Below are 26,262 nucleotides of genomic sequence, written 5' to 3' on the forward strand. Positions count from 1 at the left end.
TGCCTTTGTAGCGGGGACAGGATTTGAACCTGCGACCTCTGGGTTATGAGCCCAGCGAGCTACCGAGCTGCTCCACCCCGCGTCGGTAAACACAACATTACACACGCCTACGCTCAGATGGCAAATCGCCCTCCGAACAGGAGGTTTCCGCCGGCCGGCGACATCGACGCAGGCCGAAACAGCAGCGAGAGCGGCCGCGGAGTGACGCAACGCACACCCAGTCCGGCCGCGCTTATTCACGGGTTCGCGATGGCGCCGCCGAGGAGACGTGCGCACACGGCACCCTTTTGGCAAGGCATTCAAACGTGACCGGGATCACTATTTCGTAGTGATCTCGACCACATCACGAGAATATAACGAACCGTTCAGAACCGATTCAACAGCATTAACAACCAGCGTAAATACCGGTTATGCACCATTCCGCTTCATAGAATTCTGACGTTATCAAGACGTGATCTGTTGAGATTTCTTAGTTACCGTCGGATCCACGGCCCGGATCAAACGTGATGGGCACGAACTCGAACCGTCGAACACCGGCAACCCTGTCCCGCGGTTCGAGGATCCCCGACTCCTGGGGACAGGGACACGGCGGAGTTTCGCCGCGTCGGCGGGCGCAGGGAGGGAAAATACTATGTCTCAGAACCGGAAGTTCAGCACCCGCGCCCTCGGCTTCATGGCCGTCACCGGCGCTCTCGTTGCGGTACCGTTCGGTCTTTCCACCGCCACCGCGTCGGCAGCGCCCACCCACAACTGGGACGGCGTCGCACAGTGCGAGAGCGGTGGCAACTGGGGGATCAACACCGGCAACGGCTACTACGGCGGCCTGCAGTTCTCGCAGAGCACCTGGGCGGCCAACGGCGGCCAGGGCTCGGCGCACACCGCCAGCAAGGCCGAGCAGATCCGCGTCGCGGAGAACGTGCTCGCCACCCAGGGTCCCGGCGCCTGGCCCACCTGCGGCGCCTACCTCAGCGGCGGCGAGTCGGCTGACGTTGCGCCCGAACCCGCCGCAGAGCCGGAGCCCGCCGCCCCGACCATCGACAATGCCGAGTCCGTCGTCGACCAGGCCAAGAGCACCGGCAACGAGCTCGCCGAACATGCCGGCGTCGAGGATCAATACCAGGCAGTGCTCGAGCAGAACAGCGCACTGATCAACTCGCTGTTCCGCTGATCTTCGGTCCCGCTTTCCGGATCCGATGCAAGAGCGGCCCCGTCACCGACCCCTCGGGTGATGGGGCCGTTCTCGCGTTCACGAGAGTCTTTGCGGGATCATGCAGCCCCCCGTCGAGGCATGGTGGACATGCCGCCTATATCCCGCCACCGATTCCGAACCCGATCGGGATGCCGCACCCACGCGTCTGGGATATCCATCTCTGGATCAACGAGGCAACGCGGCAAAATATGCTGCTCGACATTGCCTGAACAGGTTCTACCGCGGTGCGCGGCGCTGCCACCGACAGGGAGGCAGCGCCGCATGCTATGCGTGCACCCGAGCTGACGTTCGGGTCAGCGACCGGCGTCCTGGTATGCCTTGACTGCGGCCTCCAGTTCATCCAGCGCCTTGCCGAAGTCCTGGAAGTTGCCCGTGCGCATGGCATTACGCACATTCTCGAGCTTCCGATTCAGCTCCGCTGCGGCGGCGTCCTTCGCGGCCGATGAGCCATTTGGCGGGGTTACGCCAGCAGGCGGCGGGGTGACACCAGCAGGCGGTGGCGTGGCGCCCTCCACCGGTGGTGGCACGGCACCGGGTACCGGTCGCGACGCGGGATCACCCCCGAATGGGGTAGCCAGCGCACCGGCTCCGGGCACCACCTGGTTCAGCGCCTCGGCCAGGGTCGAGGCGTAGCCAACCTTCACACTGCCCGCCGCGTCACGGTAGCTCACCAGCACCCGCAGTAGCTGCGGGAAAGTGGAGGTACTCGGCCCGGTATTCCGTTCGTTGTAGAACGGCTCCACGTAGAGAATTCCACCATCGGCAATCGGCAAGGTCAGCAAATTGCCATACTTGATCTTGTTCGAGTTGGATAGCAGGGTCTTCTCGCGTGAGACGTCTGGCGCAGTCGTCATTCTGTTCTGTGTCTGCTGCGGGCCCAAGGTCTGGGTGTCGGTCGGCAATCGCAGAACAGTGAATTTGCCGTAACCATCCGGATCCGATCGCACAGAGATATACGCGGACAAGAACTCTCGGTTGTAACCAACCATGGCGCTGGTCAGGTTGAACACCGGCTTGTTCGTCTGCGGATCGCCCAGCAGCACATAGAACGGCGGCTGTTTGAAGTTGCCGCCACCGTCTACGGTCGGGTCGGACGGCACGGACCAGAACGCATTGTTGGTGAAGAACTCTCGTGGATCGTCTACGTGATATTTGGTCAGCATGTCGCGCTGCACCTTGAACACATCTTCCGGATACCGGAAGTGGGCCCGCAACTCCGGTGAGATCTCGCTCTCCGGCTTGACCGCGCCGGGGAACACGCCGCGCCATGCCTTCAACACCGGGTCGGAGGAATCCACCTCGTACAGGGTCACCGTGCCGTCGTAGGCGTCGACAGTCGCCTTCACCGAGTTACGGATGTAGCTGACTTCCTTGCGCGGCAGCAGCCGGCCGGTCTTCTTGTCGATGCTGTCCTCCGCGCCCTCCAACGAGGTGCTCTGCGCGTAGGGGTAGTTGTCCAGCGTGGTGTACGCGTCGACGATCCACTGAATCCGGCCGTCGACGACCGCCGGGTAGGCGTTCCCATCGGTCGTCAGCCACGGCGCCACCTTCTGCACCCGATCGCGCGGGCTGCGGTTGAAGATGATCTTGGAGTCGTCGCTGATGGCCGAGGAGAACAGGATATTGCGCTCGGCGTACTTGGCCGCGAAGGCCAACCGGTTGAACCAGTTGCCGATCGACACTCCGCCCTTGCCGGTGTAGGTGTACTGCGCGGTGTCGGAGTCGTATTCGCGCGGACGCTGGCCCGCCATCGAGCCGACAATGGCGTAGTCCGGATTCGCCTGCGAGATCAGCTCGCCGTAGTACACCCGCGGCTGGTCGACCTTGATCCGCTGCTTGTCCGTCGGGGTGAACAGATCGCTGACCATGAAGATCGGGTAGCCGCTGTCGCTGCTGCCGCCGGTCGCGTTGGGATCCTCGGACTGCGGCTTGTTGACGCGGTTGGCCGGGGCGGCGACGAAACCGTTGCCGTGGGTATAGACGGTGTGGCGGTTGATCCAGTCGGTCTGGTTGCCGCTCAGCGCCGCGGGGGACAGCTCACGGGCTGCGACGATGTAGTCCTGGATATCGCCATCGATGTTGTAGCGGTCGATGTCGAGCGACTCGGGGAAGCCGTAGAAGTTCTTCAGCTGCCGCAGCTGAGTGAAGGTGGGCGACAAGATGTTCGGATCGAGCAGCCTGGCATTGCCGATGGTCGCCGCGTCGACCGGGACGTCCAGCGGGTTCTTGCGGCTTTCGCCCTTGTAGTCCTTGTAATCGATCTTGTCGTTGGTGATGCCGAACGCCTGCCTGGTGGCGGCGATATTGCGTTCGATGTACTCGCTTTCCTTGTCGGCAGCGTTCGGACGCACCGAGAACTGCTCGACAACCAGCGGCCATACCGCGCCGACCAGGATCGACGACAGCACGAGCAGAGCCGCGGCCATCGCGGGCACCCGCAGATCGCGCAGCACGATGCCAGCGAAGAAGGCCACCGCACAGATCACCGCGATGGACAGCAGGATCAGCTTGGCGGGCAGCACGGCATTGATGTCGGTGAACGAACCACCAGTGAAGGTCGGCTCCTTACGGCTGCTGGAGAGCAGTTCGTAGCGGTCGAACCAGTACGCGATGGCCTTGAGCAGCACGAAAAGCCCGGCAAGCACGGCAAGTTGGATGCGCGCGGGACGAGTCAGCGTGCCTTCCCGACCGGAAAGACGCAGCCCGCCGAAGAGGTAATGCGTCACCAGGCTTGCGAAGAACGCGATGACGACAGCGACGAACAACCAGTTCAGCACCATCCGGTAGAAGGGCAGATCGAACGCGTAGAACCCGACGTCCAGGTTGAACTGCGGATCCTTCTGCCCGAACGAGCCACCGTTGAGGAACAACTGCACGGTGACCCAATTCGACTGCGCCACCAGACCGGACAGCAGACCGAGCAGCACCGGGATGCCGATGCCGAACAGCTTCAACCTGCTCATCACGGTGGTGCGGTAGCGCGCGATCGGGTCATTCGGGCCCGCGACCGGAATGAAGACCGGACGAGTCCGATAGCCCAGCAGCAGCGCCAGCCAGGCGACGAGGCCGACGAACACCGCGACCACCAAGAACAACAGCAATCGGGTGCGCAGGACAGTGAGATAGACGTTCCGGAAGCCGACCTCGCCGAACCACAACCAGTTCGTGTACGTGTCGGTCAGTCGTGGTCCCAACAAAAGCAGCGCCGCCACAATAATGGCCGCCACCAGCAGCACTCGGCTGCGTCGGGACAACGAAGGTAAGCCGGTGGGGGGCCGCATGCCCACGATGCCACTCTCCAAGGTCCGGCGGCACTCGCACCGATATTTCGGCCGATGCGCCGCAGTCCGATGTTGCCGGTGGTCCTTGCGGACCTCTTCCGCGCCCACTCTACGGAATCGGACACCGTTCAGACGGCAGGGCCGGAATTGCGCAGACCAGAAGGGCTGCCACTAACCCGGACCGGCGATCCGCGATCGACCGACCGTTTGATTGGATGTTTGTGTGACCGCTGACCTGCACGCCGAACTCGTCCTCGCCCGCTCCGTCCGGGAGGTGGCCGAATTCGTGGACGCCGAGGGCTGGGGGCACCCGCCGCAGATGTTCGCGCTGGTACGCACCGCCGATCTGGTCGCGGCCGAGCCCGGCCTCATCGATGAGCTCGATGACGGCAACGAGCTGACTCCCGTTGCCCAGGAATCCTTTCCGGACGACGTGACCGGCGGGTCGATGGCACTCGACGAGTTCCTCGCGACCACAAGCTGGCCCGACGCTGTAGAGGGCTGTGTGCTGGTGCAGGAGATCGTGGTGCTCCCACCGGATGCCGAGAGCACCCTCGATGATGCGCTCGCACCACTGCTCGCCGATCACGACGCCGCCGACGCCGCCGCGCGCGCAGCTGCCGAGGCGCACCCGGAACGTCGTGAGGCGCGGCTGTTCGCGGCAGTGCTGCGCGAGGGCACATCGCTGGCGCTGCTGCAGGTGCGGCCGGAGGACGAAGCGGAAGACTTCGGCGACCTGGACCTGCGCACGTACCCGAACCTGGCACCCAACGTCATCGAAGCCCTTCTCCACACGTTCGAGTAACCGCCCATGGCTGTGCGGCCGACCGAGCGCAGGCGCCGCAGGAGCAGGAGCACCGGAGCGAACGCACGCAACTCCGCCGCAGCAGCGCCGGGGCGAGCGAAGGCGAGGCAGCCGCCTAATTGCAGGAGACTGTCGGCTTCCCCGCGTTGATGTCGTTGAGCGACGCGACGGCGCCGTCGAGGTTTTCGACCTTCACCAGGCGGAGGCCGTCCGGGATGCGCTGCTTGGCCTCGTTGCAGTTGGCGGCCGGGACGAGGAAGGTTTCCGCGCCCGCGTCACGGGCGGCCATCATCTTGTATTGGATGCCGCCGATCGGGCCGACCTTGCCGTCCTGGTCGATGGTGCCGGTGCCCGCGACGAACTTGCCGCCGTCGAGTTCACCGGGTGAGAGCTTGTCGATCAGCGCGAGGCTGAACATCAGGCCTGCCGAGGGACCGCCGATGTCGGCGAGGTTGAAGGTGACCTGCATCGGGGGACGCGCGCCTTCGGTCGGTGTCAGACCGAGATAGCCCTTGGCCGCGTCGTCCGGACGAGGAGCAAGGGTGATGCTCGCGCTCTGCTCGGCATTGCCGCGCCGGAACACCACGGTGATCTGGGCGCCGGGCGGTTGCGAGGACACCGCGGCAACCACGTCCTTCGGCGTGCTGACCAGTGCACCGTTGATGCTGATCAGCTCGTCGCCCGCGGCGAGCACGTCCTTCGCGGGGCCGTCGTCGCCGACCTTGCGCACCAGCACGACCGTCGGCAGGTGCAGATGATGCAGCGCGGCCATCTCCGCGTTGCCCTCGGAGTCCTTGAAGTCCTGCTGGTTGTTCTTGTCGATTTCCTCACGCGGCACTCCGGGCGGATAGACCTCGGCGCGCGGCACGAGGCCGTGTTCGCCGCTGACCCAGAAGCCGAACGCTTCGAAAACGTTCAGCCCGTCGCGCACCGAAACGGTGGTCATGTTCAGGTGCCCCGTGGTGGGGTCGAGCACCGCACCCTGCACATCGACGACCTGCTTGCCCTCGACCTCGCCGAGCGTATTGAACGTCGGCCCTGGTCCGAGTGCGACAAACGGCACAGTGAAGACGCTGCCCGCGACACCGAGCACGAGCACCGGGACGAAAGCGGCAACGAGGGTGAGGATCCGTCGATTCACCTCGACCACAGTAGTGATCGCCGCACCGATGGGCGGCGCAGGCGTGCGTTTACCACGTCCGGGTGTCCTCTGATTTCGCGCCGCGCGAACACAAGACCCCTATGCCGCACGCGTAACGTAAGGGGTATGAGTGACCTCCCCTTCGGATTCTCGAATCGCGATGACGACGACGCGCGCAAGCGTGGCGAGGAGCCGGGCGGTCCCGATGCGAACAACCCGCTCGGCTTCGGTGCGGGCGGCTTCGACCCGTCGCAACTCGGGCAGATGCTGACCTCGCTCGGGCAGATGCTCAGTGGTATGGGGCAGCCAGGGTCGGCATCGGCCGGTCCGGTGAATTACGACGTCGCCAAGCGGCTGGCCCGGCAACAGCTCGGAGCCGACCTGACTCCGTTGACCTCGGGCGCGGCCAGCGCCGTGACCGATGCGGCGCACCTGGCCGAGGTGTGGCTCGATGGCGCGACCACCTTGCCCGCCGGTGCGGCCAAGACTGCGGCATGGACGGCCAACGACTGGATCGAGGAGACGCTGCAGACCTGGAAGCGGCTGTGCGATCCGGTGGCCGAGCAGATCTCGGGCATGTGGACCTCGCAATTGCCCGAGGAGGCAAGGGAATTCGCGGGTCCGATGGTGGGCATGCTCAGCCAGATGGGTGGCCTCGCCTTCGGATCACAGCTCGGGCAGGCGCTCGGGCAGCTGGCCAAGGAAGTGCTGACCTCCACTGACATCGGTCTCCCGCTGGGACCGAGCGGCACCGCGGCGCTGCTGCCGGCGGCCATCTCGGAGTTCAGCGCCGGGCTGGAGCAGCCGGAGAGCGAGATTCTGGTGTTCCTGGCCGCCCGCGAGGCGGCCCATCAGCGACTGTTCGGTCATATCCCGTGGCTGCGCCAGCAGGTGCTCGGCGCGGTCGAGGACTATGCGCGCGGCATCAAAATGGACTTTTCCGCGCTGGAGCAGGCGGCGCAAGGTATCGACCCGATGGCACTGAGCGATCCCTCGAAGCTCGAGGAGATCCTGTCGCAGGGCACCTTCGAACCGCAGACCACCCCGGAGCAGAAGCAAGCCCTCGAACGGCTGGAGACGCTGCTCGCACTGATCGAAGGCTGGGTCGAGGTCGTCGTCACCGAGGCGGTCGGCGATCGCCTGCCCGGCGCGGGTGCACTCGCCGAGACGCTGCGCAGGCGCCGCGCCACCGGCGGCCCGGCCGAGCAGACCTTCGCGACCCTGGTCGGCCTGGAGTTGCGGCCGCGCAAACTGCGTGAGGCGGCGGCGCTGTGGCGGCGTTTGACCACCGACGCGGGTATGGAGGCACGGGACGGCATCTGGGCGCACCCGGATCTGCTGCCGGATTCCGACGATCTCGACTCCCCTGCCGGCTTCATCGACTCGGTGATCGGCGGCGGCGCCACCGCGTTCGACGATCCGCTGGCCCAGCTGGCCGCGACCGAGGCCCGCGAACGCGACGAGGCCGAGCGCAAGCAGGCCGCGTCCGACGAGCCCGGCACCGGCGGTCCCGACCTCGGCAAGGACAGCGACAAGTCCTGAGACTGTCCTGTAGATACCGCGGATCCCTGTGGATAACTGCAGGTTTCGCGGTGTCTGTGGCCTTGGCTGGTCCGCATACTGCTGGCCATGACAACAACGATCCGCCCTCACGGTCCGATGCTGCATCCCCGGGTGACGATCCTGGTGCGCCCCTCCGGTGTGGTCCAACTCGGCTGGGACCCGGAGGGCGCACTGCTGCTGCACCCGGCCGAGCTGACCGTCGACACCGTGCTCGCCTTCCTGCGCCTCTTGGACGGACTACAGACCAGACCGCAGCTCATCTGGCGAGCCGGAGAACACGGCATAGCACCGGAGCGTGCGCTTGCACTGCTGGCCGAGATCGACGATGCGGGCCTGCTCGTGCACCACGGCGACACCGCAGGACCCGTCCGTGCCGTGCGCGTGCACGGGCTCGGTCCGCTCGCGGACGCGGTATCGGCCGGACTGCGCGGGCTCGGGCTGCGGCCGAGCCGCTCCCGCGACTACCGCCCCGACGCCACGATCACCGGTTGGCGGGCCGATCTGGTACTGCTCACCGACTCGCTGGTGATAGATCCGCGTCTCGCCAATGACCTGGTGCTGCACCGGATTCCGCATCTGCACGTCCGCATCCGTGACAACAAGGGCGTCATCGGGCCGCTGGTGCTGCCCGGAATGACCAGCTGTCTGCGCTGTGTCGACCTCATCCGCTGCCGGTACGACCCGGATTGGCCGTTGCTCGCCGCACAACTGCTCGGCCGGGTCGGGCACGCCTCGCCCGCAGGTATCGCGGCGACAACGGCGTTACTGCTCGGCGAATTCGAGGCGATCCGCAGTTGCTCGCCCCGGCACGAACTGGCCACTCTCAATTCCACCGTCGAGCTCGATCTTGCTTCGCATGTGATCGAGCGGCGCGAGTGGCCGCCGCACGCCGCCTGCGGATGTCGCGGAATCTTCGCTGGTCCGACTACATGATTGTGGCGATTCTTACACTCTGCCAAGGAAAGGCCGCACATTGCGATGGCACAGTGACGGGTCTGTCCGCCATGATGGGTACGTGTCTGAGATTGTGCGTCGTCGCTCATCCCGCAATGCCAAGTTAGCCAAGATTCCGCTGGGGATCGCAGGACGAGCCGCCGTAGGGTTCGGTAAGAAGCTGGCCGGTGGCGACAAGTCCGAGATCAACGCCCAATTGAACCAGAAGGCCGCCGAACAATTGTTCACCGTGCTCGGTGAGCTCAAGGGCGGCGCGATGAAGTTCGGGCAGGCGCTGAGCGTGATGGAGGCGGCGGTCCCCGAGGAGTTCGGCGAGCACTATCGCGAGGCGCTGACCAAGCTGCAGGCCGCCGCACCCCCGATGCCCGCCGGCACCGTGCATCGGGTGCTCGACCAGCAGCTCGGCACCCAATGGCGGCAGCGGTTCCAGTCCTTCGACGACACTCCGGCCGCGTCGGCCAGCATCGGCCAGGTGCACAAGGCGGTCTGGTCCGATGGCCGGGTCGTCGCGGTGAAGGTGCAGTATCCCGGCGCCGACGAGGCCCTACGCGCGGATCTCAAGACACTGTCACGGATGACGGGGCTGTTCGCCTCGGTGATTCCTGGCGCCGACGTGAAACCACTGCTCGCTGAGATCACCGCGCGGACCGAAGAGGAACTGGACTACCGCAACGAGGCAACCAACCAGCGGGCGTTCGCTAAGGCGTTCGACGGGCATCCGGAGATCGTGGTGCCCAAGGTGGTGGCCAGCGCACCGAAGGTGATCGTCACCGAATGGCTCGACGGCACCTCCGTCTCGGCGATCATCAAGCAGGGTGCGCAGGATCCCGAGGGCACCCGTGTGCTGCGCAATCGCGTCGCAGGTCTGATGGGCAAGTTCCACTTCTCCTCACCCGAGACCGTCGGCCTGCTGCACGCCGACCCGCATCCCGGCAATTTCATGATGCTGCCCGACGGCAAGCTGGCGGTCATCGACTTCGGCGCCTGCGCACCCATGTCCGACGGCTTCCCCGAGGTGCTCGGCCGCATGCTGGCGCTGGAGGTGGAGGAGCGCTTCGACGAGCTGACGGAACTGATGTACGACAACGGCTGGGTGATTCCCGGTCGCACCATCACCGATAAAGAGATCGCCGACTATCTACGGCCGTTCACCGACCCGGTGCAGACGGATTCGTTTCACTTCACCCGTAAGTGGATGCAGCGGGTGGCGGGCAAGGCGTCCGATCTCGCGAGTCCCGAGATGAAGACCGCACGCGCCCTGCAACTGCCCGCCGAATACGTGATGATCTTCCGCGTCCTCGGCGGCTCGGTCGGCATCCTGGCCCAGCTCGACGCGGAACTGCCGTTCATGCAGTTGGTGAAAACCTGGATGCCGGGCTTCCGGGAAGAGCGCACGGCCAGCTGACCTTCGAAAAACGCACGGGCCGTTCACCACTGGCCGATGTCGACGCAAAAGAGCCGCCCACCTGATCTCGAGGTGAGCGGCTCTTGTGCTTTCTCGTTCGTGGGCCCCGATCCGGAGTGAATCGACCGGATGGGCCTCAGCGACCGGAGGGAGGGAGGGCACGAGCCTCAGCGTCATGCCTGCGCCTCGCTGACGCTCGGCTCAGGCATGACGCCGGGGCGCTGCGCCGATGTGAGCTCGCGACGCTCGCTCATGCCGAGATCGCGACCTTGCGCGGACGTCCACGCGGGCGCTTCCGGGCGATCACGACACCCTGGTCGAAGATCTCACCGCCCCAGACACCCCACGGCTCGCGCCGATCCACGGCTGCGGCCAGGCAGCCCTTACGGATCGGGCAGGACTCGCACAGCGCCTTGGCCTGCTCCAACTGGGTAGGGCTCTCGGCGAACCAGAGATCGGGGTCTCCGGCTCGGCAAGGCAGGACCTTCGTAACCTCCCGAGTGCGGGTAGGCAGTGCCACGGTTCGGCATGTCACGCCAGCGGTGGCCTGCGGCCAGCTCTCTGCGGTGAACACGTCGTTCTCCTTCAGCTCGTTTGCAGCGGTTCGTTTCGTTTCTTCTGCGAAACCGGTGCCGTCCGGCTGAAGGGCCGGGAAAAAATACTGGCCACGGTTTCGCTTCGGGCGATCCGTGGCCAGGAGGTCGGGGTGTTCCCTACCTAGGTCGACATCTCTGTCGATTCCTGATCACGGTCGCTGGGTGTGCGGTGCGGAGGCGTGCTGCCTGCAGGTCCGCCGGTGCATAGCCGGCTTCGAATGCGTCGGTGCCGACGGCTGCTTTCGCAGCTGCCGGGTGCCAACCCGCGCTTGGCTTGTCCTGCGTGAGGGTGCAAATGGGGGAATGCATGTGCGTAAATCGCGCCCGCTCCCCGAATACACCGACGCCGGACAGACCGATCCCCTGCAAAGCGAGGATCCCCCGGGAGGCCGACATGACGGGTGCATTCACCGCAACGTCGTTCGCGTCGAAGTTCATGTAGTCGTTCATTGGTCTGCCTCCCTCCTTAACTCGTTGTCTGTTAGCTGAACTCTGCGCGCCGAGATGACCTCCCGGTGCGTGATTCCCACCATATGCAATGTCGGCAGAACCGACAACCTATTTTCTACCTGCGGTTTTGTGGGCTTGACCGCAGCCGGGACGCCACGATAGCGAGCACATCCGCGCCGTACTGATCGAGCTTCTTCGACCCGATCCCGGGGATCGCCGCCAGCGCATTGTCGTCGCCGGGCAGTTGCTCGGCGATCGCGGTGAGTGTGGTGTCGGTGAATACCACGAACTCGCGAACCTCCAGTGCCAGCGCTTTCTCCTCCCGCCACGCCTGCAGCGCCGCAAGTAGCTCGGCGTCCAATTCCGCCGGGCAGCGCCGACAGCGACCGAGCATCGTGGCGTAGGTGCCGATCAGCGGCTTGGCACAGACCCGGCAGGACGGGCGAATCCCGTTCGAGGTGGCGCCGGAGGCGGGCGCGGCGATCCGCGACGCGGGGGAATCGTCGGGGACCAGGCCATTGAGGAACCGGGAGCGCCGACGCGTGCGCCTGCTGCCCTCGCCGCGCGACAGCGCCCAGGACAGCTGCAGGTATTCGCGGGCCCGGGTCACACCGACGTAGAGCAGGCGGCGTTCCTCTTCCAACGCCCCCTCGTCGGCGACCGAGCCCTTGTCACCGAGCACATGCGCGATCGGCAGCGTGCCGTCGGCGAGGCCGACCAGGAAAACCGCGTCCCACTCCAGGCCCTTCGCTGCATGCAGCGACGCCAGCGTCACGCCCTGGACGGTCGGTGGGTGCCGTGCCTCCGCGCGGGCGCGCAGTTCGTGCAGCAGAGCGGGCAGGTCGAGCTGGTCATCATGACCGACGAGTTCCTCGGTCAGCCGCACCAGTGCGACCAGTGACGACCAGCGCTCCCGCGCCTGCGCGCCCGCCGGTTCGGCAGCGGTGAGTCCGAGCGGGCCCAGCACCGCCTTGACCAGGGTGACCAGGGCGCTTCCGCTGCGCGCCTGGTCGGGCAGATCGTCGCGGGCTGCGGCCGTGCGCAACGCTTGCACGGCCTGCCTGACCTCGGCTCGCGCGAAGAAGCCCTCACCGCCGCGCAGCTGATACGGGATGCCGAGTTCGGTCAGCGCCTGTTCGTAGGCCTCCGACTGCGCGTTGATGCGATACAGCACCGCGATCTCCGCGGCGGGCATGCCCGCCTCGATCCGCCGTTTGATGAACCGCGCCACGGCGGCGGCCTCGGCAGGGGCGTCGTCGTATTCGGCGAACACCGGTTCGGGCCCATCGGGCCGCTGACCGATCAGCTGCAGCCGAGTGCCCGCGATGCGGCCACGCGCGGCGCCGATCACTCGGTTGGCCAGCGACACCACCTGCGGGGTCGAGCGATAGTCGCGTTCCAGCCGGATCACCGTCGCCTCGGGGAAGCGCCGGGAAAAGTCGAGCAGGTAGGCGGGAGTGGCGCCGGTGAAGGAGTAGATCGTCTGGTTCGCGTCGCCGACCACTGTCAGATCATCACGTTCGCCGAGCCAGGCGTCGAGCACCCGCTGCTGCAGCGGGGTCACGTCCTGGTATTCATCGACAACGAAACTCCGGTAGCGGCCGCGGAATTCGTCGGCCACCGATGGATAGTCCTCCAGCGCGGCGGCGGTGTGCAGCAGCAGGTCGTCGAAGTCGAGCAGCAGGCCCTCCGGCGAGGTCTTGAGCGCTTCGTAGGCGAGGTAGACCTCGGCCACCCGCGCCGGGTCGTAGGGCGGCTCACGCCGATGCTTGGCCACCGCCGCGGGGTAGTCCTCCGGCGCGATCAGCGAGGCCTTCGACCATTCGATTTCGCTGAGCAGGTCGCGAACGCTATCGGTGGCCGAGGAGAGCCCGGCCTTGGTCGCGGCCTGCGCCACGATCGGGAACTTGCGATCGATCAGCTGCCACGGCACCTCGCCGACGACCTGTGGCCAGAAATACTTCAGCTGGCGCAGTGCCGCGGCGTGGAACGTGCGCGCCTGCACCTGATTCGCTTCGCCGCCGAGCCCGAGTTCGCGCAGTCGGCCACGCATCTCCCCTGCTGCGCGCGCGGTGAACGTCACCGCGAGGACCTGGTCGGCCTTCACGTGCCCGGCCGACACCAGATGCGCGATCCGGTGGGTAATGGTCCTGGTCTTGCCGGTACCTGCGCCCGCGAGCACACACACCGGCCCTCGCGGCGCGCGCACGGCGGCGGCCTGCTCCGGGTCGAGGGCGGCGAGGTCGAGTGCTGGCACGGGCTCCATCATGACAGCGCCGACCGACAAGACCGCGCCTGCCGACGGCGAGGCGAGGCCGGCAAGCCGAGCAGCCGCAGGCATCGGGCAACTCACTCAACTGCCGCTCGCGGCCTTCGCTCGGCGACTTTGCCCTATATATGGCGCTCTACCTGGCCTCATGGATGGACGGTGCGGTGCCGCGCATCGACGGACGGATACCGCCGCGGCCCGAGTCAGCGGGTCGCGCGGTCGCGCAGTTGCGTGAGCGCGCCCGCGAAGGCGCGCCCGTCGGCGCCGAGCGGAGCGAAGAATTCGCTGTCGCAGTCCTCGACCGCGGCCAGGGCCCGATTGACCAGCGTCGCGCCGGTCTCGGTCGGCATCAGCGCCTTGGCCCTGCGGTCGTGCGGATGGTCTCGGCGTTCGATGAGGCCCTTCTGTTCCAGCGCGCGCAGGACTTGCGAGGTCATCATCGGGTCGGTGGCGGCATGGTCGGCGAGGTCGCGCTGCATGACCGGCTCTTCCGTGCGGGCCGCCAGATAGGTCAGCGACGCAAGCAGGACGAACTGGACGTGGGTGAGGTCGAAGGGGGCCAGAGCCGCACGCTGGGCCGCCTGCCAGCGATTGGTCACTTGCCAGAGCAAGAGCCCTGGGCTTTCGTCGGCCTCCGCGAACCTGCTGCGCAGGCCCTTGTCGGATCGGTCCGCACTCATTTGCCTCCCTCGGCGCCGTCGAGCATGGCGTGTGCGATCAACGCGTAATCGTGTGCACTGAGTTCTATCAACCCACGACGCAGCACCATTCCCCAGTTCGGCACGCTGGTGAGCTCGAGTTCGGCGCGCAGGCTGTCGATGGGGACTTCCCGTGCCTCGGTCCGGTAGCTCACCGACCGGCGCCACGGCTGGAAGCAGCCGCCGCCGGGAACCTGCTGCGGGTCGGCCTGCCATACCGGCCGGTCGTCGATGGTGCCGAGGGCGGTGAACGCACGGATCGGCGCGCCTGCCCGCATCCCTTCGCGCGGCGAGTAATAGATGAACCCGTCGCCGGGGCCCAATCGCTCCACCGCGGACCGCTTGCCATGGTTGGCCTGCGCGATGCCGAGCTCGACCCCGCGGCGGACATGTTCTCTGGAGACGACGCCGAGCCAGTACCTCGTCGCCGTGACGGACCGGGTCGTTTCGATGCTTGCCATGCATTTAGTATGCGCGCATATTAAATACATGGCAAGCATCGACACGCGGATATGGAACAGGAATGAATCACCGGGCGTTGCAAGATCCGTGACTGACGCGACGCCTGACCTGACGATGTACTCGACCACCTGGTGCGGCTATTGCCGCAGGCTGAAGACCCAGCTGGACGAGGCCGGAATCACCTATGTCGAGATCGACATCGAACAAGACCCGACATCGGCCGAATTTGTCGGCAGTGTCAACAACGGCAACCATGTGGTGCCGACGGTGAAGTTCGCCGACGGCACCACCGCGACCAACCCGTCGCTCGCCGCAGTCAAGTCGGCACTTGCCGCAATCGCCTGACGGCCCATAGATCCGAATAGCACATCCGCGCGGACCGAATGCGGCCCGCGCGGATTCGCGTGCTCGGCGCGCAGAGTCAGTCGAGCGCTGCCCAGGATTCGACAATGGTGCGGGCAATAGAGATCGAGCCGGGCAGCAGCAGTCGCGTGTCCTCGGTCTTGGCCGACCAATCACCCGCCGACAGTGCCTCGCGCACCTCGGCGCGGGTGAACCAGTGCGCCTCGGCGATCTCACCGTCGGAAAAGACCAGTGGCTGTTCGGGATCGGCCACCGCGGCAAAGCCGAGCATCAGCGAGCGCGGGAACGGCCACGGCTGGCTGCCGAGATAGTGAATGTCGCGCACATCGAGGCCGACTTCCTCGAGCATCTCGCGCTCGACGCAGCGTTCCAGCGACTCGCCCGCCTCGACGAAACCGGCAAGCAGCGAGAACAACGACTGCGGCCAGCTGTGCTGACGCGCCAACAGCACCCGGTCGCCGCCATCGTGGATCAGGCAGATGACCGCGGGATCGATGCGCGGGAATTCCTCGTACCCGGACTCGGTGACCCGCGACCAGCCGCCCTTGGCCGAGACGGTGACGGTGCCGTCGGCGCTGTTGAAACCGGCTTTGTCATGCCAGTTCAGCAGGGCGACAGCGCTGGAAAGCAGGCCCGCGGTGAAATCGTCGACCCCGCCGGCCATGGCGCGCAGGTCGGTCAGCGACCCGGTCAGCTCGGGATCGCGCACCGCCCACAAGTGGATGCCTTTGTCGATACCGAGGAACACCGCCGCCGGGCTCGGCTCGGCGGCGAGTTCGATCGCCGACTCCAGCACCAGCGCGCCGTCCTCGAACCTGACCTGACCCCGCCGGTTCACCCGTAGCAGCTTGGCGTCGGCCCAGCCTTCCTTCAGCGCCTGCGCGTCGGCCCTGACCTCTTCGGCTCGATCGACGACGGAACGGGACAGCAACGGAACACCATTGAGCTGAAATGCCACGCTTCGAGACTAGCTGTCGCTCGGAACGCCGGTTCTCGCGCAGGTGCCGGGCGCACCGATGTCACTTGGACACGCGACGAATGTAGAGCAATTTGTCACCGGCCTCGATGGCGTCGACCTCGGGCTCGCCGACCCGGATCAGCTCACCGCCCCGCACAACACCGAGCACGATGTCGCTGAGATGCCTCGGCGAGCCGCCGATCTCGGAGGCCTCGACCTCGCGTTCGGCGACCGCGAATCCCTGTTCGGGGGTGAGCAGGTCCTCCATCATTTCGACGACGGTCGGCGTCGTGGTGGAGATGCCGAGCAGCCTGCCCGCGGTCTCCGAGGACACCACCACCGAGTCCGCGCCGGATTGGCGCAGCAGATGGGTGTTTTCGGCCTCGCGGATGGCCACCGCGATCTTGGCCGCCTTATTGAGCTCGCGAGCGGTGAGCGTGACCAGGACAGCGGTGTCGTCCCGGTTGGTGGCGACCACGACAGCCGCCGCATTCTGCGCACCGGCCAGCCGGAGCACATCTGATTGGGTGGCCGAGCCGTGCACCGTCACCAGCCCGGCACTGGCGGCGGCCTCCAGCGCGACGACATCGGTGTCGACCACGACGATGTCGGCGGCCTGCACGCCGTCGCCGATCATGGCGTCGATCGCGGTGCGACCCTTCGTGCCGTATCCGACGACCACGGTGTGATTACGCACGCTGCGCCTCCAACGCTGAATCTTGAATGCCTGCCGGGAGCGTTCGGTCAGCACCCCGAGTGTGGTTCCGACGAGCACGATGAGGAAGAGAATGCGCAGCGGCGTGATGATGACGATGTTGGCCAGCCGCGCCTCGGCTGTCACCGGAGCGATATCGCCGTATCCGGTGGTGGACAGCGACACCGTCGCGTAATAGAACGCGTCGAGGAACGACAGCTCGTCACCGGAATTGTCGTGGTATCCGTCGCGACCCAGGTAGACCACCAGTGCCGCGCTGAACAGCAGCGCGATCGCGAAGGCCACCCGGCGCGACAGCGAAATCCATGGGCTCGTCTGTATTTCCGGAATGCGCAGCACACCCACCAGCGCGAAATCCGGGCGGTCGGACACTCCTGGCCTGGCACGATCACCGAGCACCGGACTCACCCACCCTGTTGCTCGCCGAGATCGCTGTCCCCGGCTCTGCTTGTCCCTCCGGCACAGCACGGGAGCCTACCCGGTTAGCGTGGCGATGCCCGATCTCGACGCAAACAGTGGGCGAATGCAAGGGTGAGGCATGGCAGACAACGCTCTCGTCCCCCGCGACACCGGCCGACGGCCCGCACTGATGCTCGCAACACTGCTGTTCGGATCCGGCGTATTGCACTTCGTGTGGCCGAAGCCATTCGATTCGATCGTGCCGCGCGCGCTGCCGGGCCGGGCCCGTGATTACACCTACGCCTCCGGTGTCGCCGAACTCACCGTCGCGGCCGCGCTCGCTCTGCCGCGCACCCGCGGCTTCGGGGGTCGGCTCGCGGCGCTGCTGTTCATCGTCGTGTTCCCCGCGAATGTGCAGATGGCCGCCGACGTGCTCGGCAATCCCAAGTCGCCGCGAGCAATCAAGATCGGGACGGTGCTGCGACTGCCGCTGCAGCTGCCGCTGATCACTCAGTCACTGAAGGTGAGCCGACAGGCGCGGCGCTCCTGATCAGCTCGGCCAATTCGTCGGGGCCGGGCAGGGCGACCGGCGCGATGGTGCGTCCGGAACGCACGTAGTGGAAAGCGGCGCCGACGCGGTCGAGCATCTCCCGCTCGGTGCCGCCTTCGCGGGCCGCCATCAGCCGCGCCCAGGCCAGCCGGTACACCGCCAACTGCATTGCGACAGCGGGCTCCTCGGCGGCGCTCGGCTCGGCGCCGGTCTTCCAGTCCACCACGATCCAACCGCCGCCCGGCTCGGCGAACACCGCGTCCATCCGACCGCGGATGACGGTGCCCGCGAGGGAGGTTTCGAACGGGATCTCCACCTCGAGCGGGCTGCGGTGCGCCCATGGCGAGTTCAGGAATGCGTCCTGCATCCTGGTCAGTTCCGCGTCCACGCCTGCGTCGGCGGCACTGCTATCGGCGGCACCCGGCAGCTCGTCTAGACCGAGTAGCCGGTCGGCGCCGAACCACCGTTGCACCCAGGCGTGGAACGCGGTGCCCCGGCGCGCCAAGGGATTCGGCGGAAATGGGAGCGGACGGCGCAGGCGCGCAGCGAGTTTCGCGGGGTCGGCGCGCATCTCGACGAGCGCGGTCGCCGCGATCTGCCCCGGCAGTTCCACCACCTGCGCGATCGCTCGAGCCGCTTCGTGTTCGGCCAGGAGGGCGTCGACGTCGGCAGCCCAGCCGTCGGGGTCGTCGTCCGCACCGGTTGGGTCCGGGTTGCCGCGGTCGCCGTCCGCTCCAGCCTGGTCCGGGTCACCGTCGGCTACGACATGCTTCGGGTCGTCGAAGTCGCGGTCGACCCCGGACAGCTTCAGGTCGCCGGAGTCGCCATCGACCCCGGACAGCTTCGGGTCGCCGGAGTCGCCATCGACCCCGGACAGCTTCCGGTCGCCGGAGTCGCCTTCCACTCCGGCCTGTTTCGGGCCGCTGGCAGCGGCAGCGGCAGCGGCAGCGGCAGCGGGCAAGGCTCGCGTGTCGGTGGGTCCGCCTACTATCACTGCTATGTCGTCGGAAGCGTCGATCTCCGCCATCAGCTGGAGCTGCACGGGATCGACTGCGGCAGTGGCAGATACCGACTCCCTTTGTGCGAGCAGCTCTTCCAGGGCGGCGCGGACCAGTGCCGCGCCTTGCTCGATGGGGTCGCGACGGTTGCCGAGTGGGTCGCGGGGCCACTCGGCGGTGGCCGGGTTGTCGGTGAAAGGGTTGACGGCGTCGACGGCGGGCGGGTCGTCCCAGCGGTCGATCTCGACGGCGCCGTTGGCCGGGCTGCCAGGGGACTCGCCGGCGTTTTTGAGTTCGAGGAGAAAATCGGACGGGCCCTTGGGGGTGGTGCCGGTCTCGGCCCAGTGGTGGGCCGAAACAAGTAGGACCCGTTCGGTTCTGGTGAGTGCGACGTAGAACAGGCGGCGGTCTTCATCGAGGCGACGGCGGTCGAGAGCTTCTTTGTGCGCTTTGATCGCGCGGTCCAGATCGGCGCGGTCGTAGAGGTCGGACAGGTCGAGGACCGGAACGCCTTCGGTGGCGTCGTCCTGTTGGCGATCGCCGCGCAAAGTGGTCGGCAGTTCGGCAAGCGCGCCGAGCCAGCTGCCCGAGGCCGCTCCGGACGGGAACACGCCGCGCGCCACGTGCGGGACGGCGACGATCTCCCATTCCAGCCCCTTCGCGGCATGCACCGTCAGCACCTGCACGCGATCGCGGGCCACCTCGATCTCACCCGGTTCCAAACCGTTCTCCACCGATTCGGCCGCGGCGACGAAGGCAAGCAAGCCGCTCAGCGACGCCCCCGAATCGCCGGCATACCCGGCCACCACTTCGGCGAAGGCATCGAGATGCTCGCGCCCGGCGCCTGCACCCGCCATGGCCCGCCTGGCCTGGGTCTCCACCCCGACCCCGATGGTGCGTTCGACGTCGGCGACCAGTTCCGCGAGCGGCTGGCCGCTGCGCTCGCGCAGTGCGGCGAGTTCGCGGCCGAGCGCGACGATCCGCGTGAACCCCGACTCCGAATACTGTTCCTGTGGACCGGGATCGGCGATCGCATCGGCCAACCCGGCCTGTTCGGACGGTTCCGGCGCCACCTCGCGCAGCGCCGCGGCGAGGGTTGTCGAATCGGTGATCTCGTTGGCGTCACCCGCGGTGAGTCGGCTGATCGATAGGTCGCGGGCGCGACGAGCGAGCGCCGCGATGTCCGCGACCCCGATCCGCCACCGCGCGCCGGTGAGCACCCGCATCGCCGCACTGCCCGCGCCCGGTTCCGCGATCAACCGCAGCGTCGCAACGATATCGGCTACCTCCGGTGTCGCGAGCAACCCGCCGAGACCGACAATCTCCACCGGAAGTCCCTGCTCGCGAAGAGCTTCCGCGAGTGGGGCGGCGTCGGCGTTGCGTCGAACGAGCACCGCAGAGGTGGGTGGCGGTTCGTCGGCGGCACGACGCACCGCCCACTCGTCGGCAATCCGCACTGCCACCCAGTCCCGTTCGTCGGCAACGGTTTCGGTCAATGCCAATGCCACGACGCCCGACTCCGCATCAGGTTTCGCGCGCAACGCATCGACAGTCACCCCGCCCGCATCGATCGCACTGCGCCGCAACGGTTCCGCAACCAGGTTCGCCAAGGCGAGCGCCTCCGGCGGATTCCGCCAGCTGGTCAACAGCGGCAGAGTCGGCGCGGGAACACCGGGGGCGGCGGGAAAGTCGGTCGCGAACCGCGGCAGGTTAGCTGCGGAAGCACCGCGCCAGCCATAGATCGACTGCATCGGATCTCCGACCGCCGTCACCGCCAACCGCCGCCCGACCTCTCCTGTGTGCACGGAATGTGATGAGCTGTCGGAAATTTCGGGAGCAGCGGACCGGAAATGGTCAACAGTGCCAGACCTCGGGTCGAAATCCCGTGGTGGCTCTAGATCCGGCGGGGGTTCGAAATCCGGCGGGGGCTCGAAGTCCGGGGGCGGGGCAAGGTCCGATGCGGGTTCGAAGTTCGTGGGCGGCTCGATCGCTGGGGACTGGGCACGGCGGGGTGGCTCGACGGCGGTCGGACGTGCAGCGGTTGTCGAGGCTCGACCGGGTTGGCGCTGTTGCTCGGCAGGTGGTGTACCGCCGAACAATGCGGAAAGCAGGACGCGCTGGGCGTGGCCGGTGTCCTGGTATTCGTCGAGCAGGACCAGACGGAAGCGGGCCCGTTCGGCGGCCGCGACCTCGGGGTGCTCGGCGGCGAGGCGGGCGGCCAGGGACATCTGGGCGCCGAAGTCCAGGGCGCCGCGGCGGCGCAGCGCCTCGGCCAGTTGCTGTACCAGCGGCAGGAGTGCGACGCGTTCGCGTTGCACCTGAACGATATTGAGCAACGTCTGGCTCGGCCCCCCACGCTGGCGCGGGCCTGCGGGCAGCGTGAACACCAGTTTTTCGAGTTCGGTGTGCGCTTCGGCCAGCTGTTCGGGTTCCACCAGGTGTTCGGCGAGCTGTCCGGACAGCGCGAGCACCGCCTCGGTCACCGATACCGGGGTGCGCTCGGTATCCAGGTCACCGTCCCAATTGCGCACCACCTGGTGTGCGAGCTGCCAGAGCTGGGTTTCGGTGAGCAGCGTCGCCGAGGGTTCCACCGGAAGTAACAGTCCGTGTTCGGTGAGCAGCCTGCCCGCATACGAGTGATAGGTGCTGATCTCCGGCTCGGCACCAGCCAACTGCGCGCGCAATTCGCCACTGACATCGAGATCGCGCAACAGCGGCGCCCCGGCCAGCCTGGCCAACCGAGTACGAATGCGAGAGGTCAACTGCTGTGCGGCTTTTCGGGTAAAGGTCAACCCGAGCACCGCATCGGGCAGCACCAGTCGATTGGCCACCATCCAGACCACCCTGGCGGCCATGGTCTCGGTCTTTCCTGCGCCCGCACCGGCCACCACCAGCGTCGGCCCCGGCGGAGCCGCGATCACCGCAGCCTGTTCATCGGTAGGCGGCGGCAAACCGAGTGCCTCCGCCAACCGATACGGCGTCACCCGACTCACGACGGTGCCTCGCGACCACGCGACATCGCAGCCGCCGAAGCCCCCGCGCCGACGGCCCGATCGTCGCGCTCGCTCACATTCACACCCCGACCAACACCCGACACCACAGTCAGACCGGCTCGCTCCCCCACACTCACACCCCAACCACCACTCGACACCACAGCCGGACCGGCTCGCTCCCCCACACTCACACTCCGACCAACACCGGGCGCCGCAGCTCTCATAGTCACAGCACCGATGCCCCTGCCTGAGAGCTGTCTCACGATTTCGCCTCGCCGAAACCCGGCATCGCCAGCGTCGAAGCCGCCGCGCAGGTCTGGTCGCTACGCACCCTCGCTGTTCCACCTCGTCGACGGCTGACACCGCAGGTCCCGTGAGCCCCGAGCCCGTGGTCCATTCGCTGCGGGTCGGTCGACCACTGCGCCGCGCCGGCACACGACACCACAGCTCCAGACGGACCCGCGCCAACGGCCCGCTCGAGGTACTCCCTCACTCGTCGGTCACCTGCCTCCCGGTGTCTTGGACCGGGCAACTGCCCGCGACCGCGCAGTGCCTGCAGCCATCGTTGCGCATGGCGAGGTAGCTCGGCCCCTGGGTCGCGGCCGCCGCGTCGTGAATGGTGCCGCGCCATTTCTCCAGGGCTTCGGCATCCAGCGGCAACTGCATCCGCTGGGTCGCGCCTTCCTTGCTGCTCGGCTTGGCGACGTAGACCAAGCGTGCCCCACCGGGCTCTCCCATCGGAGCATTGGTTTCACCGATGGCCGGGCCGGGAGCCTTACCGAATTCACCTACGCCACCACCGGACACACCCACAGCACCACCGGACACACCCACAGCACCACCGGATTCGCTCACAAACTCACCATGCGAACCTGCGGCGCTGCCTGGTTCAGCTGTTGTGCTCGATGTTCCATTGGTCGCGACTTCGGATGTTCCCGATGCCCCAGCGGCCTCGATCCGAGGTCCATCGGCTGTGCCCGCAACCGCGCCGGACTCCCCCCGCACGCCACCACGCACACCGGGGCCACCCGAGTCAGCAGGTGACATCGGAACTCCAGCTACGACGCCGACCATACCGACTGGTCCTCCCCGTTCGCTCGCTCCGAGTTCGGCGGCCTCCGGCAAGCTCCAGGACTCAGTGGTGGCGCGCCTCGATTCGATTGCGGGAGAACGGGATTCCCGGGTGACACCTCGGGTTTCGGTGTCGAAGCCATCCGATTCGTGCGGGTTGTCATCCGACTTGCCCATCGTCGGGTCGAGCGCACCCATCGCCGCGGCTACCTGGTAGGTCGCGAGTTGGGCATGGTCGGCGGCGGCTTGTTTGGTGACCGGGGACTTGCCGGTCTTTACGTCAACGATCACGAAGCGGCCGAGGGCGTCGCGTTCCAATCGGTCGACTCGACCACGGATGCGGACGGGGCGTTCGTCTTCCGCGCGTGCGGGTAGCACGCAGTCGACCGGGACCTCGACGCCGGCCTGGGTGAGTTCGCCTCGGGTGTTGCGGACCCAGGCCATGAATGTCTCCAGCATGGCCTCGGTGCGGCGCAACTCCTGGCGGGAGTGCCAGCCGGTGCCGGGATCGATGGCCTGCCATGCCTTGTCGAGGGCAGCCCTGACCTGTGCCTCCGGCACCTTTCCGGCCAGCGCTTGGACCAGCGTGTGCACCAGGTTGCCTTTGACCGCGTGCGGGTTGTCGCCATCGGTGCCGCCGTGGCGTTCCAATGCCCAGCGCAGCGGGCAGGTACGCAGGAGCTCCACCGTGGACGGCGACAGCGCAACGGCGGTGTCGTCCTCGTCCCACAGGGACCGCGACGAGCTGAGATCGGCTGTGCCGTACCAGTCTTCGGGGTGGGTGCCGCGAATGCCCGCACTCGCGAGCCGGGCCAGTTGGTGGGCCGCGCGGCGCCTACGTTCCGGATCTGCCTCGGAATCGCAGACCACGCCGCGCATTTCGGCGACCAGGGAATGCATCACCAGGGCCCGGCCGGGATCGGCGACCGGAAGCGCACCGGGTTCACCGTCGTCGTCGTGTCCGAGCAGCTCGGCCAGGAAACGGGACGGCACGAGATCGCGGTCGCCCGATACCGATTCCACCGCGGTGACCAGCAGCGACTGCCGAGCCCTGCTGCACGCCACCAGCAGGAGCCGGCGTTCCTCGGCCAGGATCGGCGCCGCGCGGCTCACGCGCTCCCCGGCATCGGCGATCCCCGCTGTCACATCGACCAGATCCTCGTTGCCGAGCAGCGTGCCGCGCGGACGCGGATTCGGCCAGATGCCTTCCTGCACCGCGGCAACGGCGACCACATCCCACTCCCGCCCCGCGGACGCGTGCGCGCTGAGCAGCGCGACCGCTTCCCCCGGCGCGGTCAGCGAGGTCGTGTCGTGCGGGATCTCCTGTTGCAGTAGGTATTCGACGAATCCCTCGACGCTGGCACGCGGCAGCCGGTCGACATAGGCTGCGGCAGCGTCGAAGAGACCGACCACGGCATCGAGGTCCCGATCGGCCTGCATCCCGATCGCGCCACCGCGTTCGGACTGCGCGACCCAGCGCCGCTCCAGTCGCGACCCGGTCCACAGCGCCCACATCACGTCTTCGAGTCCGGCGCCTTTGCGCCGGGCCGTCCGAGCCCGATCCACCGCGTCGAGCACCCGGCGCAGCGGTGCGGCCTCCACATCGGTCAGCCGCTCGATGAGCTCGCGGTCGGCAATACCGACGAGCAGATCCCGCAGCACCTCCGCCGATGACCGATCCAGCAGGCCGCCACCGTCGTCATCCCCCGTGAACCCGGCGCCGGACTTCGATCCGTTCCGTTGCGACTCCAGCACGCTGCGTCGAATTCCACGCCGCAGCCTGCGCAGACTGATCTGATCGGCGCCACCGAGTGGCCCGCCGACCAGGTCGAGCGCATCCTCGTCGGAAAACATCGGCTCGGTTGTCGGCGGCGCACGACGCTTGGCCGGCTCGCTCGCGAGTACCGCTCGCAATGCGAGCAGCATCCAGGCCGCGCCGCGCCGTCGGGCCAGCGGCGCATCGAGCGCGGGCTGCTGCACCGGCACCCCGGCCGCCAGCAGCGCGCGCCGCAGCGGTGCCAGCGACAGCGGCACCGATCGCACGATCACCGCCATGCGCGACCACGGCACGCCCGCGGTGAGATGGGCGCGCCGCAAATAGTCGGCGATCAGCCCGGCTTCCTTCGCCGGAGTGGCCAGCACCCGGACCCGCACCGCGGTAGGGTCGTCTTCCGGTTCGGTCTTGTGTCTCGGCAGCGAAAACCGTTGTGGCGCACTGCCTGGCAACCTGGCCGCGATCCTGGCCACCGCCAACTCCACCTGACCGCCCGAGCGGTGGTTGTCCCGCAGGATGATTCGTTGCCCCTCCGGTGCGGCGAGGTCGGCGACGAACCGGGTGTCCGCGCCGCGGAAGGTGAAGATGCCCTGATCCGGGTCGCCCGCGACCACCGCGGTCTGCGCGGCGTTGCCGATCACCCGAATCAGCAGCGCGGCCTGCGGATCCAGATGCTGGGCGTCGTCGACAAGGAGGTATCGGATCCGAGAGCGTTCCGCGGCAAGCAGATTCGCGTCGCCGGCCAAGGCGTCGAGGGCGGCGCCGACGAGTTCGGCGGCATCCAGTGCGGGCGCGGTCGCCTCGGGCGCCTCCACCCCCACCGACCAGCGCAGCAGCATCGTCTGCTCGTACCGCACCGCGAACTTGCCCGCCGCCACCCACTCCGGCCGAGCATGCTCACGGCCGAGACGAACCAGGTCCTCCGGCCCGAACCCGCGCTCGGTGGCCCGCAGCATCAGGTCGCGCAACTGTTCGGCGAACCCACCGAGACTCAATGCGGGCTGCAACCGTTCGGGCCACAATCCGGTCGCCCCCGCCGCGATATCGATGAGGTCACCGCGCAGCATCTCGCGCAGCACGGCATCCTGCTCGGCACCGGTCAGCAAACGCGGCGGCGGGTTGCCGTGTGCGGTGGCGTGTCTGCGTAGCACCGAGAAAGCGTAGGAGTGCAGTGTGCGCACCAGCGGCTCGCGCGTCGCGCCGGGCACGCCCGGTTCGACGTCGGGCTCCGGACCGGTCAGCCGGGTCGTGATGGCATCGCGCAGTGCGCTCGCCGCTTGCTTCGAATGGGTCAGCACCAGCACCGATTCCGGATCGGCTCCCGCGGCGATCCGGTCGGCGGCCAGATCGATCAGCAGGGTGGTCTTGCCGGTGCCCGGCCCGCCGAGCACCTGCCACGGCCGCCATCCCGGGCGGATCGGGCCGAGCGCGGCCTGGGCGTCGAACAGCGCGCGAACATCGGCACCCCAGACCCGAGGCCGGGGTGCCGCCACGTTTCGGCGAACAAGTCGCACCGCGCTATCCGATCGCACCACGCGGGCTATTGCAACAGACGCGACTGACACACCACGAGGCGCTCCGGGTCGGCTCGGGCTGCGACGGGTTTC

General features: G+C 67.3%; 17 protein-coding genes and 1 tRNA gene. 7 read left to right on the forward strand and 11 right to left on the reverse strand.

Annotation, left to right across the window (positions count from 1 at the left end):
• Positions 1-8: 8 nt before the first annotated feature.
• Positions 9-82: transfer RNA gene (locus OHQ90_RS35665), tRNA-Met, on the reverse strand.
• 549 nt (positions 83-631) lie between these two features.
• On the opposite strand from OHQ90_RS35665, the gene OHQ90_RS35670 reads away from it, so the two are divergent.
• Positions 632-1,168 carry a transglycosylase family protein gene (locus tag OHQ90_RS35670; RefSeq protein WP_328405183.1) on the forward strand — a complete coding sequence of 179 codons (537 nt, stop codon included), beginning with the start codon at positions 632-634 and terminating at the stop codon, positions 1,166-1,168.
• Between the two features lie 335 nt (positions 1,169-1,503).
• Here the strand turns inward: OHQ90_RS35670 and OHQ90_RS35675 are convergent, their stop codons facing one another.
• A complete protein-coding gene (locus OHQ90_RS35675; protein WP_328405185.1) occupies positions 1,504-4,497 on the reverse strand; it encodes a UPF0182 family protein in 2,994 nt (997 codons plus the stop codon).
• A gap of 217 nt (positions 4,498-4,714) precedes the next feature.
• Here OHQ90_RS35675 and OHQ90_RS35680 point away from each other — a divergent pair, with 217 nt between their 5' ends.
• A complete protein-coding gene (locus tag OHQ90_RS35680; RefSeq protein ID WP_328405187.1) occupies positions 4,715-5,296 on the forward strand; it encodes a PPA1309 family protein in 582 nt (193 codons plus the stop codon).
• 115 nt (positions 5,297-5,411) lie between these two features.
• On the opposite strand, the gene OHQ90_RS35685 is transcribed toward OHQ90_RS35680, so the two are convergent.
• Entirely contained in the window at positions 5,412-6,437 is a 1,026-nt protein-coding gene (locus OHQ90_RS35685; protein ID WP_328405189.1) for a YlbL family protein, read from the reverse strand.
• A 126-nt stretch (positions 6,438-6,563) separates the two neighbouring features.
• Between OHQ90_RS35685 and OHQ90_RS35690 the strand changes: the two genes are divergently transcribed.
• The 3 genes from OHQ90_RS35690 to OHQ90_RS35700 all read left to right on the forward strand — a co-directional run bounded on the left by OHQ90_RS35690 (position 6,564) and on the right by OHQ90_RS35700 (position 10,359).
• The gene (locus OHQ90_RS35690) at positions 6,564-7,979 is read left to right on the forward strand and encodes a zinc-dependent metalloprotease (RefSeq protein WP_328405191.1); all 1,416 of its coding nucleotides are present in this window, start codon (positions 6,564-6,566) and stop codon (positions 7,977-7,979) included.
• 87 nt (positions 7,980-8,066) lie between these two features.
• Positions 8,067-8,933: a hypothetical protein gene (locus OHQ90_RS35695; protein WP_328405193.1), complete on the forward strand. Its 867-nt coding sequence runs from the start codon at positions 8,067-8,069 to the stop codon at positions 8,931-8,933.
• 82 nt (positions 8,934-9,015) lie between these two features.
• Positions 9,016-10,359, forward strand: coding sequence for an ABC1 kinase family protein (locus OHQ90_RS35700; RefSeq protein ID WP_328405195.1), 1,344 nt, complete (start codon positions 9,016-9,018; stop codon positions 10,357-10,359).
• A 250-nt stretch (positions 10,360-10,609) separates the two neighbouring features.
• Here the strand turns inward: OHQ90_RS35700 and OHQ90_RS35705 are convergent, their stop codons facing one another.
• The 4 genes from OHQ90_RS35705 to OHQ90_RS35720 all read right to left on the reverse strand — a co-directional run bounded on the left by OHQ90_RS35705 (position 10,610) and on the right by OHQ90_RS35720 (position 14,833).
• Positions 10,610-10,933, reverse strand: a complete 324-nt coding sequence (locus tag OHQ90_RS35705) for a WhiB family transcriptional regulator (protein ID WP_406232413.1) — start codon at positions 10,931-10,933, stop codon at positions 10,610-10,612.
• 587 nt (positions 10,934-11,520) lie between these two features.
• Positions 11,521-13,674 carry an ATP-dependent DNA helicase UvrD2 gene (locus OHQ90_RS35710; RefSeq protein WP_328413331.1) on the reverse strand — a complete coding sequence of 718 codons (2,154 nt, stop codon included), beginning with the start codon at positions 13,672-13,674 and terminating at the stop codon, positions 11,521-11,523.
• 203 nt (positions 13,675-13,877) lie between these two features.
• Positions 13,878-14,354: a MarR family winged helix-turn-helix transcriptional regulator gene (locus OHQ90_RS35715; RefSeq protein WP_328405197.1), complete on the reverse strand. Its 477-nt coding sequence runs from the start codon at positions 14,352-14,354 to the stop codon at positions 13,878-13,880.
• Complete coding sequence (locus tag OHQ90_RS35720; RefSeq protein ID WP_328405199.1) at positions 14,351-14,833, reverse strand: EVE domain-containing protein; 483 nt, start codon at positions 14,831-14,833, stop codon at positions 14,351-14,353. Before OHQ90_RS35720 ends, OHQ90_RS35715 begins: the two co-directional genes overlap by 4 nt.
• A 115-nt stretch (positions 14,834-14,948) precedes the next feature.
• Between OHQ90_RS35720 and OHQ90_RS35725 the strand changes: the two genes are divergently transcribed.
• Positions 14,949-15,179 carry a mycoredoxin gene (locus tag OHQ90_RS35725; protein ID WP_328413332.1) on the forward strand — a complete coding sequence of 77 codons (231 nt, stop codon included), beginning with the start codon at positions 14,949-14,951 and terminating at the stop codon, positions 15,177-15,179.
• 76 nt (positions 15,180-15,255) lie between these two features.
• On the opposite strand, the gene nudC is transcribed toward OHQ90_RS35725, so the two are convergent.
• Together nudC and OHQ90_RS35735 are read right to left on the reverse strand one after the other, a co-directional pair.
• Positions 15,256-16,155, reverse strand: a complete 900-nt coding sequence (nudC, locus tag OHQ90_RS35730) for an NAD(+) diphosphatase (protein WP_328405201.1) — start codon at positions 16,153-16,155, stop codon at positions 15,256-15,258.
• A gap of 61 nt (positions 16,156-16,216) precedes the next feature.
• Positions 16,217-17,269, reverse strand: coding sequence for a potassium channel family protein (locus OHQ90_RS35735; protein WP_328405204.1), 1,053 nt, complete (start codon positions 17,267-17,269; stop codon positions 16,217-16,219).
• Between the two features lie 139 nt (positions 17,270-17,408).
• Between OHQ90_RS35735 and OHQ90_RS35740 the strand changes: the two genes are divergently transcribed.
• Positions 17,409-17,819 (forward strand): DoxX family protein, encoded by a 411-nt coding sequence (locus OHQ90_RS35740; protein WP_328405206.1) that lies wholly within the window; start codon positions 17,409-17,411, stop codon positions 17,817-17,819.
• On the opposite strand, the gene OHQ90_RS35745 is transcribed toward OHQ90_RS35740, so the two are convergent.
• Both OHQ90_RS35745 and OHQ90_RS35750 read right to left on the reverse strand, forming a co-directional pair.
• Positions 17,776-21,810: an ATP-dependent helicase gene (locus tag OHQ90_RS35745; protein ID WP_328405208.1), complete on the reverse strand. Its 4,035-nt coding sequence runs from the start codon at positions 21,808-21,810 to the stop codon at positions 17,776-17,778. The two genes, OHQ90_RS35740 and OHQ90_RS35745, sit on opposite strands and share 44 nt — an antisense overlap.
• Positions 21,811-22,299: 489 nt before the next feature.
• Positions 22,300-26,187: an ATP-dependent helicase gene (locus OHQ90_RS35750; RefSeq protein ID WP_328413333.1), complete on the reverse strand. Its 3,888-nt coding sequence runs from the start codon at positions 26,185-26,187 to the stop codon at positions 22,300-22,302.
• Positions 26,188-26,262 lie beyond the last annotated feature (75 nt).

Origin of the sequence: Nocardia sp. NBC_00403, assembly GCF_036046055.1 — a bacterium.
Taxonomy (GTDB): domain Bacteria; phylum Actinomycetota; class Actinomycetes; order Mycobacteriales; family Mycobacteriaceae; genus Nocardia.

Coding starts and splice junctions, on each gene's coding strand:
- OHQ90_RS35670 (WP_328405183.1), top strand. CDS start 632: ATGTCTCAGAACCGGAAGTTCAGCACCCGCGCCCTCGGCTTCATGGCC.
- OHQ90_RS35690 (WP_328405191.1), top strand. CDS start 6,564: ATGAGTGACCTCCCCTTCGGATTCTCGAATCGCGATGACGACGACGCG.
- OHQ90_RS35695 (WP_328405193.1), top strand. CDS start 8,067: ATGACAACAACGATCCGCCCTCACGGTCCGATGCTGCATCCCCGGGTG.
- OHQ90_RS35710 (WP_328413331.1), bottom strand. CDS start 13,674: ATGATGGAGCCCGTGCCAGCACTCGACCTCGCCGCCCTCGACCCGGAG.
- OHQ90_RS35715 (WP_328405197.1), bottom strand. CDS start 14,354: ATGAGTGCGGACCGATCCGACAAGGGCCTGCGCAGCAGGTTCGCGGAG.
- OHQ90_RS35720 (WP_328405199.1), bottom strand. CDS start 14,833: ATGGCAAGCATCGAAACGACCCGGTCCGTCACGGCGACGAGGTACTGG.
- OHQ90_RS35725 (WP_328413332.1), top strand. CDS start 14,949: ATGTACTCGACCACCTGGTGCGGCTATTGCCGCAGGCTGAAGACCCAG.
- OHQ90_RS35740 (WP_328405206.1), top strand. CDS start 17,409: ATGGCAGACAACGCTCTCGTCCCCCGCGACACCGGCCGACGGCCCGCA.